The sequence below is a fragment of the Rhizomicrobium sp. genome (genome assembly GCF_056722145.1).
Window position 1 is genome coordinate 13,901 of the sequence record NZ_JBWZET010000032.1, and the last position, 16,171, is coordinate 30,071.

Here is a 16,171-nt window from a genome sequence, read left to right on the forward strand (position 1 = left end):
ATCCTTGAAGCTTAGCTGCAGGCGTTGCTGAAGGCCACTACCGGATAGGCGCCGGCCCGGATGGTCGTGACTTTGGTGCCGTCGGTCTCGAACACGATGGCGCGCTGGCCGTCGGGCGTGTCGGCGAAGATGGTGTGCCAGCTCGGATCGCCGGAATTGGGCTTCACGCGGGCGTGGGGATAGGCCTTGCGGACATCCGCTTCGGTCGAGCCAAGGCCGAGACCGACGTCGGTCTTGATCGACGCCGGAATTTCGCTCTTGCCGACGTAGTCGATATTGATGCGGGTGAGAACGTTGGTTTCGATCACGAAACTGATGCCCGTGTTCGAAAGCATCGGAGTCGTCAGTACCGAACAGCCGTGGTTGTTGAACTGGCTGTAGCCGATCTTGTCACGCAAGATCTGCTCGAGTTTGTCGACCGGCAAACCGATCTTGATCGAGCCGAGGCCGTCGGCGCTGAGGCCATTGGGAATGTCGTATGCGAGAGCTGGAGTAGCAGCGATCAGAACCGACAGGACGAGGGCATACTTCATCGCATCATCTCCAGGCGCACGGGCGTGGCAGAACTTACGTGCCTGATTAGCTCATGTCCTGTCGCGCGTATCGTTAATCGCCGGTAATCAGACGAATTGCGACAAAGTTGGTCAGCGTCGGCGTTTGCTGCGCGGACGGACCACGGGCGCGCGACGGCGGGGCGCCGCCTCGTTCGCTTCGGCGAGATCGAAGCGCAGGCCCCCGGTCAGCGGCGCGGCCTCGGCCAGCTTCACGCGCAAAGTGTTGCCGAGAGCATAGGTTGTGCCGGAACGCTCGCCGACCAGGGCATGGCGGCGCTCGTCGTGGTGGAAATATTCCATGCCGAGCACACGCGCCGGCAACAAGCCTTCGGCGCCGGTATCAGCGAGCCGCACGAACAAGCCGAAGCGCGTCACGCCGGTGATGCGCGCATCGAAGGTCGCGCCGACGCGATCCTCCATGAACGCGGCGACGTAGCGGTCGGTGGAATCGCGTTCCGCCGCCATGGCGCGCCGTTCGGTGGTGGAGATGTGCTCCGCCGTGGCGCTGAGGCGGGCGATTTCCTTGTCGGTCAGCCCGGCGTCGCCGAGCTTCTGACTGCGGATGAGGGCGCGGTGTACGATGAGATCGGCATAGCGGCGGATCGGCGAGGTGAAGTGCGCATAGCGGACGAGGTTGAGGCCGAAATGGCCGACATTGCTGCTGTCGTAGATCGCCTGCGCCTGGGTCCTCAACACCACGTCGTTCATCACGAGTTCGTGCGGGCCGCCTTTGACGTTGGCGAGGATGCGGTTGAACACCGCCGGCTTGATCACCTGGCCCTTGGCGAAACTGACGTCGATGGTGCGCAGGTAATCCGAGAATCCGTGCAGCTTTTCCTTCGACGGCTCCTCGTGGACACGATAGATCAGCGGCGTTTTCGCTTTTTCCAGCGTCTCCGCGGCGGCAACGTTGGCGAGCACCATGAACTCCTCGATGAGTTTCATGGACTCCAGCCGCTCCTTGAAGGCGATGGAGGCGATCTTGCCGTCGGCGCCGATCTTGATCTGGCGTTCGGGCAAATCGAGATCGAGCGGATCGCGGGCGCCGCGTTCTTTCAACAGCACCAGATAGGCCGCCCACACGTCGTGCAGGGCGTTGCGTACCGTTTCCGACATGTCGGCATCGGGCCGGCCGTCGAACGCGCGCTGGGCCTGGGCATAGGTGAGACGCGCCGCCGAGCGCATCACGCCACGCAGGAATTCGTGGCGTCGCTTCCTGCCATTGGCGTCGAACACCATCCGCACCGCCAGGCACGGCCGGTCGACGCCTTCCTTCAGCGAGCACAGGTCGGCGGATAGTTTCTCCGGCAGCATCGGCACGACGCGGTCGGGGAAGTAGACCGAGTTGCCGCGTTTGAGCGCCTCGCGGTCGAGCGCCGAGCCCGGCGTGACGTAATGAGCCACGTCGGCGATGGCGACCAGGGTGACGTGGCCGCCCTTGTTGGCAGGATCGGTATCGGGCGCCGCCCACACCGCATCGTCGTGATCGCGGGCGTCGTCGGGATCGATGGTGAGCAGCGGAATGGCGCGCAGATCGGTGCGGCCCGCGGCGGACACCGGCCCTGCAGCGGCGGCTTCGTCGATCACCTCTTTGGGAAATTCGGTCGGAATGCCGTGGGCGTGAATGGCGATCAGCGAAACCGCCTTGGGCGCATCCATCGAGCCGATGCGTTCCACCACGCGAGCGCGCGGAAAACCGGACGAGCGGCCGGCGAGGGGTTCGCAGACCACGAGGTCGTTATCGACCGCGCCGAGAAGATCGCGCTTGTCGACGTTGAATTCGGATTTCGATTTGCGGTCGATCGGGGCGATGCGCGCCAAGCCGCCTTCCACCCGTACGACGCCGAGCACTTTGTGCGCCGAGGCGCCCAGCCGCTTGATGACCTTGGCCTCGAAGCCGTCGTCCGATGGCGTCAGCCGCGCCAGCACGCGCTCGCCGCGGCCGATGGCGTCTTCGGTGACGACGATGATTTGCGGCGGCTCGTCGTTGGAATCCCACCGGCTTGGCCGCGCCAAAAGTTCGCCGTCGGGGTCCTGGCCGACGATGTCGAGCACGGCGATTTCAGGGATCGTGCCGGGGCGCTGATAGCCTTTCTTGCGACTGCCCTTGAGCAGGCCTTCGCCTTCCAGCTCCTTCAGGATGCGCTTTAATATGATGCGGTCGGAACCCTTGATGCCAAGGGTTTTCGACAGATCGCGCTTGGTCGCGCCCGGGTCCGCCACCAACGCATCAAGCACACGCTGCCGATCGATGGGCGGCGCGTTCTTGTTCGATCCGCGAGGCATTTTTATTCCGCCGCCGCTTTCACCGGCTTCTTTTTCGCCGCCGCCTTTTTCACGGTCTTCTTCTTGGCCGCCGTCTTCTTGGTCGGCGCGGCCTTCTTGGCCGCGGGCTTCTTCGCCGCTTCCGCTTTCTTCGCTGCCGCCTTGGCTGCTTTTTCCGCCTTCAGCTTCTGCTTCGGGCTCGGGCCCTTGGCGGCGCGTTCGGCGATCAGCATCAGCGCCTGGTCCAGGCTCAAGGTCATCGGCTCGGTGCCGTTCGGAACCGTCGCGTTGGTGACGCCGTCGGTGACGTACGGCCCATAGCGGCCTTTCATCAGCTTGACGGCGACGCCGGCGGGATTGTTGCCGAGTTCCTTGAGCGCTTCGGCACCGCGGCGGCCGGCGCCACGCGCCTTCTTCTCGGCGAGGATGGTGACGGCGTGGTTGAGGCCGATGTTGAAGACGTCTTCCGGCGACTCCAGCGAGGCGTAGCTGCCGTCGTGGGCGACATAGGGCCCGAAGCGGCCGAAATTGGCGGTGATCGGCTTCTGGGTCTCGGGATGGATGCCGACTTCACGCGGCAGCGACAGCAGCCGGACGGCATATTCCAGCGTCACGTCGGCAACGTCGGTGCCCTTGGGCAGACCGGCGCGCTTGGGCTTGTCGCCTTCGCCGAGCTGGACGTAGGGACCGAAGCGGCCCGAGCGCAGCGATACATCGGTGTCGGTTTCAGGGAACTTGCCGAGCACCTTGGGTTCGCCCGAGCCTTCGCCGTTGGTCTGGCCGAGCTGGCGGGTGTAGCGGCATTCGGGATAGTTGGAACAGCCTACGAAGGCGCCGAAACGCCCTAATTTCAGGCTCAAGCGGCCGTCGCCACAGGTTGGGCAAATGCGCGGGTCGGTACCTTCGGCGTTCGGCGGGAAGATGTGCGGGCCGATGACTTCGTTGAGCGCATCGATCACTTGCGAGATCTTGAGATCCTTGGTGTCGCCGATGGCGGCGGAGAAATTGCGCCAAAAATCCTCCAGCAGCTTCTTCCAGTTGAGGGCGCCGGCCGAAACCTCGTCGAGCTTTTCTTCGAGATCGGCGGTGAAATCGTATTCGACGTAGCGATTGAAGAAGTTGACCAGGAAGGCGGTGACGATGCGGCCCTTGTCCTCGGGAATGAAGCGGTTGCGCTCCAGCCGGACATAGGCGCGCTCGCGCAGCACCGACAGAATGGAGGCATAGGTCGACGGGCGGCCGATGCCGAGTTCTTCAAGCTTGCGCACCAGGCTCGCTTCCGAATAGCGCGGCGGCGGCTCGGTGAAATGCTGCTCGGGCAGCGTCTTTTCGATCGTGGCGGGATTGCCGGCGGCGACGCGCGGCAGGCGGTTGCCGTCTTCGTCGGTCTCGTCGTCGTGGCCTTCCTGGTAAAGCGTCAGGAAGCCGTCGAACAGGAGCACGCTGCCGGTGGCGCGCAGGGTGATCTGCTTGTCGGCCGAAACGACATCGACGGTGGTGCGTTCGAGTTCGGCGCTTTCCATCTGGCTGGCGATGGCGCGCTTCCAGATCAGTTCGTAGAGCCGGGCCTGATCGGCATCGAGTTTCTTGGCGACGCTCTCCGGGGCGCGTTGGAAGCTGGTCGGACGGATGGCTTCGTGCGCTTCCTGGGCGTTCTTCGCCTTGGAGGTATAGGCGCGCGGCACTTTCGGCACATAGCGCTCGCCGAAGCGTTCGCCGGTAACCGAACGGGCCTCGTGAATGGCGCTGCCGTCCATGGTGACGCCGTCGGTACGCATATAGGTGATGAGGCCGACGGTTTCGCCGCCGACGTCGACGCCTTCATAGAGTTGCTGCGCCACCTGCATGGTGCGCTTGGCCGAAAAGCCAAGCTTGCGGCTGGCTTCCTGCTGCAGTGTCGAGGTGATGAACGGCGGGGCGGGGTGGCGCTTGACCGGCTTGGATTCCACCGAGCCGATGGCGAATTTGCGCGCCTTGATCGCCGCGACGGCCGCATCGGCGTCGGTCTTGCTGGCGATGCCGAGCTTGTCGAGCTTCTTGCCCTCGAGATGGGTCAAATGGGCGGTGAACGGCGTCGGCGCGGCGTCTTCGCCATAGGCCAGAACATTGGCGTCGACCGTCCAGTATTCCTGGGTGCGGAACTTTTCGATTTCGAGTTCGCGGTCGACGACCAGGCGCAGCGCCACCGACTGAACGCGGCCGGCCGAGCGTGCGCCGGGCAGCTTGCGCCACAGCACCGGCGACAGGGTGAACCCGACCAGATAGTCGAGCGCCCGGCGGGCGAGATAGGCATCCACCAGTTCGCCGTTGATCTGGCGAGGGTGGGCGATGGCGTCGAGGACGGCGGCTTTGGTGATGGCGTTGAAGGTCACGCGCTCGACATGGACGTGGCCGAGCGCCTTTTTGGCCTTCAAGACCTCCAACACATGCCAGGAAATGGCTTCGCCTTCGCGATCCGGGTCAGTGGCCAGGATCAGTTTGTCGGCGGTTTTGACCGCGTCGGCGATGTCCTTGATCCGCTTCTGGGCCCGCTCGTCGACATGCCAGTCCATGGCAAAGTCCTCCTCGGGCCGCACCGAGCCGTCCTTGGGAGGCAGGTCGCGGATGTGGCCGAAGCTGGCGAGGACTGTGTAGCCGGAGCCAAGGTACTTGTTGATGGTCTTGGCTTTGGCAGGCGATTCAACAACGAGAACGTTCATCAGACAGGGAACTCAGGTGAAGCGTGACAGGGGGTTATGTAGGGAGGGGGGACACTGGGGGAAGGGGTGGAACGGTGTCAACGCGCGATTTGGGAAGGGTGCCTATACTAAAGATTGCAATTTTGCCGTGCTGTAGGCTTATTAGAACCTGTAGTTGCATTTCCCGGGGCGATTTCCTATCTTTCCCTTTCCGTAAACTTGCGAACCGCAACCATGCCCTCACCTTCGCTCGCTGGATTTTCGCCTTCCGAAACCGCTCGCTATACCGGTGACATGCTCGACAGCCTGAGCCGGATCGCCACCCGCCAGGGGCAGGCCCTTTTGGCGCATTTGCTGGATTTGGCAGCCGTCGAAGCCAAGATCCAGGGCGGTCAGGCCGACCAGGACACCGCATTACCCGGGTGACGGGTCAGCTTTCCTGCCAGTTCCAGTTCGAGCAGAACGGCGATCACCGCCGGGGGCGGGGCACTACAGACGCGAATCAGTTCATCCACACTTACGGGTGAAGGGCCAAGCGCCTCTGCCACCGCCGCACGCACCCGGTCGACGTCGCCCTCGCCGAAGAGATCGCTGCCCAGTTGGTCGCGGACCGGTTCGTCGAAGCCGCTCCCCAGCATCGGCCGCAGCACGGCGAGGACATCGTCCGCCGTTTCGGTCAAGGTGGCGCCGTCGCGAATCAGGCGGTTGGCGCCCTTGGCCCGCGGATCGAGCGGCGAGCCCGGCACCGCAAACACCTCGCGGTTCTGTTCCAGGGCGAAGCGGGCGGTGATCAGCGAGCCGGAGCCTTCTGCCGCCTCCACCACCACGACGCCGCGGCTGATGCCGGAAATGATGCGGTTGCGGCGGGGAAAGTGGCGCGCTTGCGGCTGCTCGCCGAGCGGCATTTCGGAGACGATGGCACCTTCCGCCGCCAGCCGCTGATAGAGACCGCGGTTCTCGGGCGGATAAACAATATCGGCGCCACCCGCCACCACTGCGACGGTGCCGGACGCCAGCGCGCCCTCATGCGCCGCCGTATCGATGCCGCGCGCCATGCCGGAGACGACCACCAGCCCGGCCTTGCCAAGCGATGCGGCGAGCATCTCGGCGAGTTTGCGTCCCAGCGCCGAGGCGTTGCGCGCGCCGACCATCGCCACCATCTCGCGCTGCAAAAGGCTGGCGTGGCCGATCACCGAAATCGCCGGTGGGGGTGGATCGAGGGCCGCGAGCCCGCGCGGAAAATCGCCTTCGCACGAGGCGATCATGCGGCCGCCGAATGCCGCCAGCATGTCCAGCTCGTGTTCGATCAAGCCGCGATCGGGCACTTGGGGCGGTATGCCGCCGCCGCGCCGGGCCAATCGCGGCACTGCCTCGAGCGCCGCCGCCGTCGATCCGAACCGCGCCATCAACTGCGCGAAGGTCACCGGGCCGACGTTGGGCGTTCGCGCCAGCTGCAACCACTGAACGCGTTCGGACGGAGCCAGAGTGCGGGACATGTCAGTCGCCCGGTTGCGGAGTTGGTTTTTTCTGACCGATGCGTGGCTCGGCGCCGTGCCACAGCCGGTAGATGTTTTCGTGATGGGTGATGAAAATCACGATGGTGAGCAACAGCGCAAAGATCGCGAAGGTGAGTTCCCCGAACGCGATCATGTACGCCGGTGCAAGCGCTGCCGCGGTCAGTGCCGATAGCGACGAGTATTTGAGGATGAAGGCCATCGCCAGCCAAGTCGCGACCACCAACAGGCCGACGGGCCAATAAACGCCGAGCAGCACGCCGATGAAGGTGGCAACGCCTTTGCCGCCGCGAAATCTCAGCCACAGCGGCAGGATATGTCCGAACACAGCGGCGAGGCCGGCGACCATCGCGCCCGAAGGCCCGAATAGCGCGCCGGCGAGCAGCACCGCTGCCATGCCCTTGCCGCCGTCGAGCAGCAGCGTCAGCGCCGCCGCCCATTTCTTACCCGTGCGCAGAACGTTGGTGGCGCCGATGTTGCCCGAGCCGATCTTGCGCACGTCGCCGAGGCCGGCGGCGAGACTGATCAACAGGCCGAATGGAATCGAGCCGAGCCCGTAGCCGATCAGCGTGGCGAGCCCCGCTCCGGTCCAGGTGAGGGCAGCCATGCCGTTCATCGCGGCGCCCCGCGGTCGAAGACGCAATGGCCCGCGACGAAAGTCTTCATCGCCTGACCCTGGAACAGCCGCCCTTTGAACGGCGTGTTGCGCGAACGCGAGCGCAGCAGTTCCGGTTCGACCACGAATGGCCGGTCGGGATCGATCAGCGCGATGTCGGCGGGGGCGCCTTTCGCCAGGACGCCCGACGCCAGTCCGAGAAGCTTCGCCGGCGCAGAGGTCAGGGCCTTCAGCACATGCAGCAGATCGGCGCTGCCGTCGTGATAGAGCCCGAGCGCGACCGGCAGCAGGGTTTCAAGCCCCGCCGCGCCGAAGGCGGCCTGGGCATAGGGCTGGCGCTTGGTGTCGGCGGCCTGCGGATCGTGGCTCGACACGATCACGTCGATGATGCCCGAGGCCACGCCTTCCACCATCGCGACGCGATCGGCTTCGGCACGCAGCGGCGGCTTCACTTTCATGAAGGTGTAGTAGGGACCGACATCGAGTTCGTTCAGCGCCAGATGATGGGCCGCAACGCCGCAAGTGATCGGCAGGCCGCGTGCCTTCGCCTTGGCGATGACCTCCAGCGAAGCGCGGCAGGAAATCTGGCCGAAGTGGTAACGCGCGCCGGTCAGTTCGACGAGGCGGATGTCGCGTTCGACGATCATGGTCTCGGCCAGCGCGGGGGCGGCGGGCAGACCGAGCCGCATGGCGTATTCGCCTTCGTTGACGGCACTGCCTTCGGTAAGGTCCGGGTCTTCGGCATGGGCCACCACCAGGGCGTCGAAGCTGGAGGCGTAGGCGAGCGCGCGCCTGAGCACGCGGGTGTTGGAAATCGTGCGGTCGCCGTCCGTGAAGGCCACGGCGCCGGCTTCTTTCAAGAGGCCGATTTCCGTCATCACTTCGCCGGCCAGATGCCGGGTCAGCGCCGCCATCGGCAGCACATTGACCTTGGCGGTGGCCTCGGCGCGGCGGCGGATGAAATCGACTAGCGACGGTTCGTCGATCACCGGATCGGTATTGGGCATCACGATGATGGTCGTGACGCCACCCGCCAGCGCCGCGCGCGACGCGCTCGCCAGGGTTTCGCGGTGCTCGCTGCCCGGTTCGCCGGTGAAGACGCGGCAGTCAATCAGGCCCGGCGACAGCACCATGCCGCGGCAGTCGATGACGTCGGGGGCATTGCGGTCGACATCGTGGAACAGGTCGGGACCAACGTCGGCAATCTTGCCGTTCTCGACCAGCAGCCCGCCCTTGGCATCGAGCCCGCTCGCCGGGTCGATCAGCCGGGCGTTGCAGAAGAGGGTGCGCCGCCCGTCCATCAATGATGCTCCCCGGCCGGAAGTCCGCGCCCCAGGGCATCGAGCACCGCCATGCGGATGGCAACGCCCATCTCCACCTGCTCGTGGATCAGGCTGACTTCGATGTCGTCGGCGACGGCGGAATCGATTTCAACGCCGCGGTTCATCGGGCCCGGATGCATCACCAGGGCGCCGGGCTTGGCATAGGCCAGCTTCTCGCGGTCGAGGCCCCAATAGCGGAAATATTCGCGGGTGGAGGGCACAAAGGCGCCGCTCATGCGCTCAAGCTGCAGCCGCAGCATCATGACGATGTCGGCGCCCTTGAGGCCTTCTTTCATGTCGGTGAAGGTTTCGACGCCGAAGCGCGTTACGTCGCCCGGCATCAGCGTCTTGGGACCGACGAGCCGCACGCGCGCGCCCATTTTGCCGAGCAGATGGATGTTGGACCGCGCCACCCGGCTGTGCAGGACGTCGCCGCAGATCGCCACCGTCAGGCCCTGGAACGACTTGCCCCGGCGCCGGATGGTAAGGGCGTCGAGCAGCGCCTGGGTCGGGTGCTCGTGCGATCCGTCGCCGGCGTTGACGACACAGCAGTTCACCTTGCGCGCCAGCATCGACACGGCGCCGGAAGCGTTGTGGCGGACGACGAGAATGTCCGGCCGCATCGCGTTCAGCGTGGTGGCGGTGTCGATCAGGGTTTCGCCCTTGGTGACCGACGAGGTCTTGACCGACATGTTCATCACGTCGGCGCCGAGCCGCTTGCCCGCCAGCTCGAAGGAACTCTGGGTGCGGGTTGAGGCCTCGAAGAACAAATTGATGACCGTGCGGCCCTTGAGCACGGACACCTTCTTCTCTTTGGCGCGGCCGAGCGCCACATATTCTTCGGCAAGGTCGAGAAGGCCGGCGATTTCGCCGACGGAAAGCCGTTCGATGCCAATCAGATGGCTGGACTGCAGGATTGGCTGAAGGGCCTTGGTCATCAAGGCGCGGTTATATCAGGCGGACGGGGCGGGGCAAGATGCCTCGCCGCCCGGCTCACAGGAATTCGGTCCCTCAATACGCCTTGCCGGTCAGGCGGTAGACGATCAGGCCGATGTCTTCGTGGATTGCGAGATCGGCGCGGTCCAGATTGTCGGTGAACTCGGTGTAGCCGAACTTGGAAATGGTGTTGGTTGTGTAATCCGCCGGCCACGGGAGCATCGGCCAGCCGACCTTGGCCGCGATCGCCATGGTGCGCGGCATGTGGAGGGCGGAAGTGACCACCACCCAGGTCTCGCCGGGCTTTGGTTTCACTATCGCCTTCGAGTAGACGAAGTTCTCCGACGTGTTGCGGGATTTCGACTCGATCACCAACCGTTCGGGCGGCAGACCGAGATCGGTCAGGATGGCGCGCGCGGCGGCGGCCTCGGAGTGGGGATTCGTCACCGGCAGCAGTCCCGATGAGTACACCACCCGGGCCTCGGGATGGCGCCGGGCCAGTTCATAGCCTGCGACCAGACGGCTCAGGCCATAAGACGAATTGGGCGTCCCGCGGGTGAGATAGATGTCGGCGTTCAGACCGCCGCCGAGAATCAGGATGCCGTCGATGTGCTGCGGCAGGGTCGGGCGCGGGTACTGGTTCTCGATCGGGCGCATCAGCCATACGCTCACGGGCGTGAAGCCGAACACAATCAGGATCGCGGCCGAGATCGCGGCGCAGATGTGGGCGGCGCGTTGGCGCCTGCGATAGAGGAGCACCACTGCGGCCAGCACCAGCCAAGCCGCGATATGGCTCGGCGCACAGACGATCCAGAACAGTTTCGACAGGCCGAAAAACATCTCTTACCCGTGGTCTGGTTCGGTGGCGATATCCTCGAGCTCGCGCCCGGCCGGTTCGGGCAGCGACAGCAGCGCAACGAGCGCGATCGGCATCACCGCCAGCAGCACCAGCGAAGCCGGACCATGGGAATGGTTATGGCCGAAGCCGTGATTGTCGAAGAAGGTGTAGAGCGGCCCTTCCAGCACCAGCCCGACGGCGCCGACCAGCATGGCGGTGAGATAGCGAAGCCCCGACACCGTGGCGCGATAGGCCGTCGGCACCAGCTCCGCCGACAGGCCGGCGATCAGGGCGTCGGCGATCAGGAAGCCGAGGAAGGCGGGAATCCAGCACAGCCACATATTGGGAATGGACCAGCCGCCGTAAAACCCGATGAACCCGATCGACGACAGCACGCAGCCGCCAATCGCCGTGGCGCGACGGCCGATATGGTCGCTCAGCCGTCCGGCGAGGATGGTGATGGCGACCGCCAACAGGCCGCCGGGGATGACCAGCAACGTCGTCTGATACGGCGCGAAGGCGTAATTGGCCTGCAGGTATTTCGGCCACAGGAACTCGGCCGGCCAGATGGCGAAGCCAAAGGCGCCCGCAGCAACCAGGATGCCCATCAGCCGCCGTGGATGTTCCTGCGCCAGGCGCCGGGTCTGATCGAGCGCCTTGGCGAGCCGCGACGACAATTTCTCGACTTCATGCTCGCGCGCTTCGAAGCGTTTGGTCTCCGGCAGGCCGCGCCGCATGTAGGCGACCAGGAACAGCGGGATCGAACCGATCACATACAGACTGCGCCAGCCGAACGGCAGCAAGGTCACCGCCGCAAACACCGCCGTGGCGACGCCGCCGCCCATGTAGTTCAGCGAGGCAAGGGTCCCCGTCGACCAGCCCCGCGCCGCCGCCGCCATTTCCTCGGCGATGACGACATAGCACAGCATTTCCTCGGCATAGCCGAACACCCGCGTCATGATCTGGCAGAGGATGAACTGGTTGGCGTCCTGTACGAAGCCGGTCGCCAGCGTTGCCAGGGCTTGGCCGAAAATGGTGATCAGCAGCAGTCGGCGCCGCCCCACCATGTCGGCGGTCCAGGCCAGGATCAGCGCCGCCACCGTCGCCACCCGGATCAGGGCGAGCATCGGCGACAGCCGGTCTTCGGGAATGTTGAGGCTCGCCTGAATCTGCGAGGCGGCCAGCCCGAACACGTTCATGTCGTAGCCGGCGAACAGCATCGCCACGCCGACCAGCAGGAACACGCGTTCCTGACGGACCGTCATCCCGCCCGGAGGCCTCAGGCCCGGCGGCATCCAGCGGACATTGATGAGGCGATCGTCAGCCGCGGAGACGCCCATGGTTTCCCCCAAGCACTCTTTATATATGGCGTAACCGGTCGAGTGCGCCCTGGAGAATATAGGCCGCTGCCATTTTGTCCACGACCGCGGCGCGGCGGCGGCGGGAAACGTCGGCATCGAGCAGGGTCAGGGTGACGGCGGCGGTGGACAGGCGCTCGTCGACCATGATGATCGGCAGCGGTGAGCGGGCGGCGAAATTGCGGGCAAAGGCGCGTGCCGATTGCGCCGAAGGTCCGTCGCTGCCGTCCATGTTGAGCGGCAGGCCGATCACCAGCCCGCCGACGCCTTGGGCAGCGATGATGGCCTCGAGCTTGACCGCGTCGGCGCCGAACTTGCCGCGCTTCAGGGTCTTCATCGGCGTCGCCACCGTGAGCAGCGTATCGGACAGTGCCAGTCCGATCGTCTTCTCGCCGAGGTCGAGCCCGAGAAGGCGGCTGCGCGGGGTCAGCGCGGATTTGAGATTTTCGAGGTCCTGAATGGACATACGCGGGCTTTAGCCCACCCTTTGCCACTTTGCTAGGCGGGGGACCTCTGTCCGCGCACATTTTGTCGCGGGCTCGCCTGCACGTGGCTCGGCCAAAGCGGCAAAGCGGCTTGCCTGTCAGCCCCCCTCGCGATAGCAAGTCATTGAAGGTGAACGGCCACTCCGTTCGGTTCAGGGATTCTCTGCCATGGCTGTAGATAAAGAGACTGTCCGGCGCATCGCTCGGCTTGCCCGGTTGAAGCTGGAAGAAGAACGCGTGGAGCCGATGATGGGCGAGCTGAACGGCATTCTCGGCTGGATTGAGCAGCTCAAGGAAGTCGATGTCGAAGGCGTCGAGCCGATGACCAGCGCCGTCGACCACAAGCTCAAGATGCGCGAAGACGTGGTGACCGAGCCGAACAATGCCGACGCCCTGATGGCGAATGCTCCGGGCGGCGAGGATCACTTCTTCGTCGTGCCGAAAGTGGTGGAGTAGAACATGGCCGATCTCACCGAACTTACTTTGGCCGAGGCCCGCGATGCGGTCGCCTCCAAGGAGGTCTCGTCGCGGGAGTTGACGCAGGCTTTTCTCAAGGCGATGGACGAGGCACGGGCGCTCAACGCCTACATCACCGAGACGCCCGACATTGCGCTCGCCATGGCCGATGCCTCCGACAAGCGCATCGCAGCGGGCGAGGCGCGGCCGATGGAAGGCCTGCCGGTCGGCATCAAGGATCTTTATTGCACCAAGGGCGTGAAGACGACTGCGGGCTCGAAAATCCTCGAGAATTTCGTGCCGCAGTACGAATCCACCGTCTCACAGAATTTGTGGGACAACGGCGCGGTGATGTTGGGCAAACTGAACCTCGACGAATTCGCAATGGGTTCGTCGAACGAGACCAGCGCCTATGGCAATTGCATCAGTCCGTGGCGCGCCAAGAATTCCACGACGCAGCTCGTGCCCGGCGGCTCGTCGGGCGGCTCGTCGTGCGCCGTTTCCGCGCGGCTGGCGCTGGGGGCGACCGCCACCGATACCGGCGGTTCAATCCGCTGCCCGGCGGCGGTGACTGGCACAACCGGCATCAAGCCGACCTACGGCCGCTGCTCGCGCTGGGGCATCGTTGCGTTTGCCTCGTCGCTCGATCAGGCCGGTCCGATCAGCCATACGGTGCGCGACTGCGCCATCATGCTGAAGGCGATGGCCTCGGTCGATCCCAAGGATTCCACCAGCGTCGACCTGCCGGTGCCCGATTACGAGGCCGACCTCGAAAACGGCGTCAAAGGCCTGCGCATCGGCATCCCGAAGGAGTACCGGCTGGACGGCACCGCGCCCGAGATCACTGCGATCTGGGACAAGGGCGTCGAGTGGCTGAAGGCGCAGGGGGCGGAGATCGTCGAGATTTCGCTGCCGCACACCAAGTACGCGCTCCCCACCTATTATATCATCGCCCCGGCGGAGTGCTCGTCCAATCTCGCGCGCTATGACGGCGTGCGCTACGGCCACCGCGCCAGCGATCCCAAGGATCTGATCGACCTGTACGAACGTTCGCGTGCGGAGGGTTTTGGGGCGGAAGTGCGCCGCCGCATCCTGATCGGCACTTACGTGCTGTCGGCCGGCTACTACGACGCCTATTACCTCCGCGCCCAGAAGGTCCGCGCCCTGATCGCGCGCGATTTCGCCGAGGCCTACAAGAAGTGCGACGTGATCCTGACGCCCGCCACGCCGGCGCCGGCCTTCGGCATCGGTGAGAAGGTGGCCGATCCCGTCACCATGTATCTTTACGACGTGTTCACCGTGACGGTGAACCTCGCCGGCCTGCCGAGCATCGTGGTTCCGGCGGGGATCAACGACGCCGGACTGCCGCTCGGGCTGCAGCTCATCGGCCGGACGTTCGACGAGGCGACGCTGTTCCGCGCCGGCCGGGCGATCGAAATGGCGGCCGACTTCAAGGCGAAACCCGAAAAGTGGTGGAGGGCTTGATGCGCAAAATCATTTCCAGCGGTTCGAAGTTCGAGCCGGAACTCGGTTTCTCGCGGGCGATCCGGGTGGGGTCGCACATCACGGTGTCGGGCACTGCCGCCATCGGTCCCGACGGCAAGACCGCGGGCATCGGTGATGCCGCCAAGCAGGCCCGGCGTATTTTCGAGATTGTCGGTCAGGCGCTCGGCGAGGCCGGGGCTTCCTTCAAGGACGTGGTGCGCACCCGCATCATGCTGCGCCACATCGAAGACTGGAAAGTCGTGGGGCAGGTCCACGGCGAGGTGTTCGGCGACATCCGTCCCGCCACCTGTTTTGTTCAGGTCGGCCGCTTCATCGACCCCGATTGGCTGGTCGAGATTGAAGTGGATGCCTTTGTCGAGAGCGATACCCCATGAACGAGCGGACCAGCAAACTGATCCAGGGCAGCACCGGCGGCTGGGAAGTCGTCGTCGGTTTGGAAGTCCATTGCCAGGTTCTCACGAAGGCCAAGCTGTTTTCCGGCGCTGCGACGGCGTTCGGCGCCGATCCGAACAGCCAGGTCAGCTTCGTCGATGCGGCGATGCCGGGCATGCTGCCGGTTATCAACAGGTTTTGTGTCGAGCAGGCAGTGCGTACCGGCCTCGGGCTCAAGGCGCAGATCAATCTGGCGTCTGTTTTCGACCGTAAGAATTACTTCTACGCCGATCTTCCCGCCGGTTATCAGATTTCGCAGTACAAAAATCCGGTCGTCGGCGAAGGCGAGGTCCTGATCGACCTTCCCGGCGGCGACGTCGCGCGGGTCGGCATCGAACGGCTCCATCTCGAGCAGGATGCGGGCAAGTCGATCCACGATCAGCATCCCGATCACTCGTTCGTCGACCTCAATCGGGCCGGCATCGCCCTGATGGAGATCGTCACCCGCCCCGATATGCGCTCGGCCGAAGAGGCGTCGCTGTTCCTCAGGAAGCTGCGGGCGATCGTGCGCTATCTCGGCACCTGTGACGGCAACATGGAGGAGGGCTCCATGCGCGCCGACGTCAACGTATCGGTGCGAAAGCCCGGGACGGCGCTGAATACTCGCTGTGAAATCAAGAACATGAACTCGATGCGCTTCATCGTGCAGGCGATCGAATACGAAAGCCGCCGGCAGATCGACGTGCTCGAATCCGGCGGTACGATCCAGCAGCAGACGCTGCTGTTCGATACCAAAAACGGCGAGACGCGGCCGATGCGGTCCAAGGAAGAGGCGCACGACTACCGCTACTTCCCCGACCCCGATCTGCTGCCGCTGGTGCTGGAGCAGTCATGGGTGGATGCGATCGCGTCGTCGTTGCCAGAACTGCCGGATGCAAAAAAGGATCGCTTCCTGGCGATGGGGCTCAACACCTATGACGCCCTCGTGCTCGTCGCCGAAAAGGAAACTGCCGAGTATTTCGAGGAGATGCTGGCAGCTGGCGTCGATGCAAAATCGGCTGCTAACTGGTTGAACAATGAGTATTTTGGCCGCTTGAACAAGGCGGGGCTTGCGATCGCGGACGGTCCGGTGAGTGCCGCCGTCAACGCCGAGATCATCAAGATGGTCGGCGAGAACATCATCTCGGGCAAGATCGCGAAAGACGTTCTTGATATCGTTTGGAGCGAAGGCGGCGATCCGCGTGCGATCGTCGAAGCGCGCGGTCTCAAGC

Annotated in this window: 15 protein-coding genes; 5 read left to right on the forward strand and 10 right to left on the reverse strand. The window is 64.6% G+C overall.

Going from position 1 to position 16,171, the window contains the following annotated elements; genetic code table 11:
• Positions 1-11: 11 nt before the first annotated feature.
• The 3 genes from AC1P6P_RS01770 to topA form a co-directional block, all read right to left on the reverse strand.
• On the reverse strand, positions 12-533 hold the full coding sequence (locus tag AC1P6P_RS01770) for a hypothetical protein (protein ID WP_481400716.1): 522 nt from the start codon (positions 531-533) through the stop codon (positions 12-14).
• A 111-nt stretch (positions 534-644) separates the two neighbouring features.
• Positions 645-2,840, reverse strand: a complete 2,196-nt coding sequence (rnr, locus tag AC1P6P_RS01775) for a ribonuclease R (protein WP_481400717.1) — start codon at positions 2,838-2,840, stop codon at positions 645-647.
• A gap of 2 nt (positions 2,841-2,842) precedes the next feature.
• Positions 2,843-5,518, reverse strand: coding sequence for a type I DNA topoisomerase (gene topA / locus AC1P6P_RS01780; RefSeq protein ID WP_481400718.1), 2,676 nt, complete (start codon positions 5,516-5,518; stop codon positions 2,843-2,845).
• 213 nt (positions 5,519-5,731) lie between these two features.
• Here topA and AC1P6P_RS01785 point away from each other — a divergent pair, with 213 nt between their 5' ends.
• The gene (locus tag AC1P6P_RS01785; protein ID WP_481400719.1) at positions 5,732-5,923 is read left to right on the forward strand and encodes a hypothetical protein; all 192 of its coding nucleotides are present in this window, start codon (positions 5,732-5,734) and stop codon (positions 5,921-5,923) included.
• Here AC1P6P_RS01785 and dprA read toward each other — a convergent pair.
• The 7 genes from dprA to ruvX all read right to left on the reverse strand — a co-directional run bounded on the left by dprA (position 5,890) and on the right by ruvX (position 12,547).
• Entirely contained in the window at positions 5,890-6,993 is a 1,104-nt protein-coding gene (gene dprA, locus AC1P6P_RS01790; RefSeq protein ID WP_481400720.1) for a DNA-processing protein DprA, read from the reverse strand. The two genes, AC1P6P_RS01785 and dprA, sit on opposite strands and share 34 nt — an antisense overlap.
• Before the next feature lies 1 nt (position 6,994).
• Positions 6,995-7,627 carry a glycerol-3-phosphate 1-O-acyltransferase PlsY gene (plsY, locus tag AC1P6P_RS01795; protein WP_481400721.1) on the reverse strand — a complete coding sequence of 211 codons (633 nt, stop codon included), beginning with the start codon at positions 7,625-7,627 and terminating at the stop codon, positions 6,995-6,997.
• A complete protein-coding gene (pyrC, locus tag AC1P6P_RS01800) occupies positions 7,624-8,928 on the reverse strand; it encodes a dihydroorotase (RefSeq protein WP_481400722.1) in 1,305 nt (434 codons plus the stop codon). The genes plsY and pyrC overlap by 4 nt, the downstream gene beginning before the upstream one ends.
• Positions 8,928-9,887 (reverse strand): aspartate carbamoyltransferase catalytic subunit, encoded by a 960-nt coding sequence (locus AC1P6P_RS01805; RefSeq protein WP_481400723.1) that lies wholly within the window; start codon positions 9,885-9,887, stop codon positions 8,928-8,930. Before AC1P6P_RS01805 ends, pyrC begins: the two co-directional genes overlap by 1 nt.
• A gap of 73 nt (positions 9,888-9,960) precedes the next feature.
• A complete protein-coding gene (locus AC1P6P_RS01810; RefSeq protein ID WP_481400724.1) occupies positions 9,961-10,725 on the reverse strand; it encodes a YdcF family protein in 765 nt (254 codons plus the stop codon).
• A gap of 3 nt (positions 10,726-10,728) precedes the next feature.
• Positions 10,729-12,063, reverse strand: a complete 1,335-nt coding sequence (locus AC1P6P_RS01815; protein WP_481400725.1) for an MFS transporter — start codon at positions 12,061-12,063, stop codon at positions 10,729-10,731.
• A gap of 19 nt (positions 12,064-12,082) precedes the next feature.
• On the reverse strand, positions 12,083-12,547 hold the full coding sequence (gene ruvX / locus AC1P6P_RS01820; RefSeq protein ID WP_481400726.1) for a Holliday junction resolvase RuvX: 465 nt from the start codon (positions 12,545-12,547) through the stop codon (positions 12,083-12,085).
• 187 nt (positions 12,548-12,734) lie between these two features.
• Between ruvX and gatC the strand changes: the two genes are divergently transcribed.
• The 4 genes from gatC to gatB all read left to right on the forward strand — a co-directional run.
• A complete protein-coding gene (gene gatC, locus AC1P6P_RS01825) occupies positions 12,735-13,022 on the forward strand; it encodes an Asp-tRNA(Asn)/Glu-tRNA(Gln) amidotransferase subunit GatC (RefSeq protein WP_481400727.1) in 288 nt (95 codons plus the stop codon).
• A gap of 3 nt (positions 13,023-13,025) precedes the next feature.
• The gene (gene gatA / locus AC1P6P_RS01830) at positions 13,026-14,507 is read left to right on the forward strand and encodes an Asp-tRNA(Asn)/Glu-tRNA(Gln) amidotransferase subunit GatA (protein ID WP_481400728.1); all 1,482 of its coding nucleotides are present in this window, start codon (positions 13,026-13,028) and stop codon (positions 14,505-14,507) included.
• Positions 14,507-14,902: a RidA family protein gene (locus AC1P6P_RS01835; RefSeq protein ID WP_481400729.1), complete on the forward strand. Its 396-nt coding sequence runs from the start codon at positions 14,507-14,509 to the stop codon at positions 14,900-14,902. Before gatA ends, AC1P6P_RS01835 begins: the two co-directional genes overlap by 1 nt.
• Positions 14,899-16,171 (forward strand): Asp-tRNA(Asn)/Glu-tRNA(Gln) amidotransferase subunit GatB (gene gatB, locus AC1P6P_RS01840; RefSeq protein WP_481400730.1); only part of this gene is annotated, 1,273 nt, incomplete at its 3' end. The genes AC1P6P_RS01835 and gatB, both read left to right, overlap by 4 nt.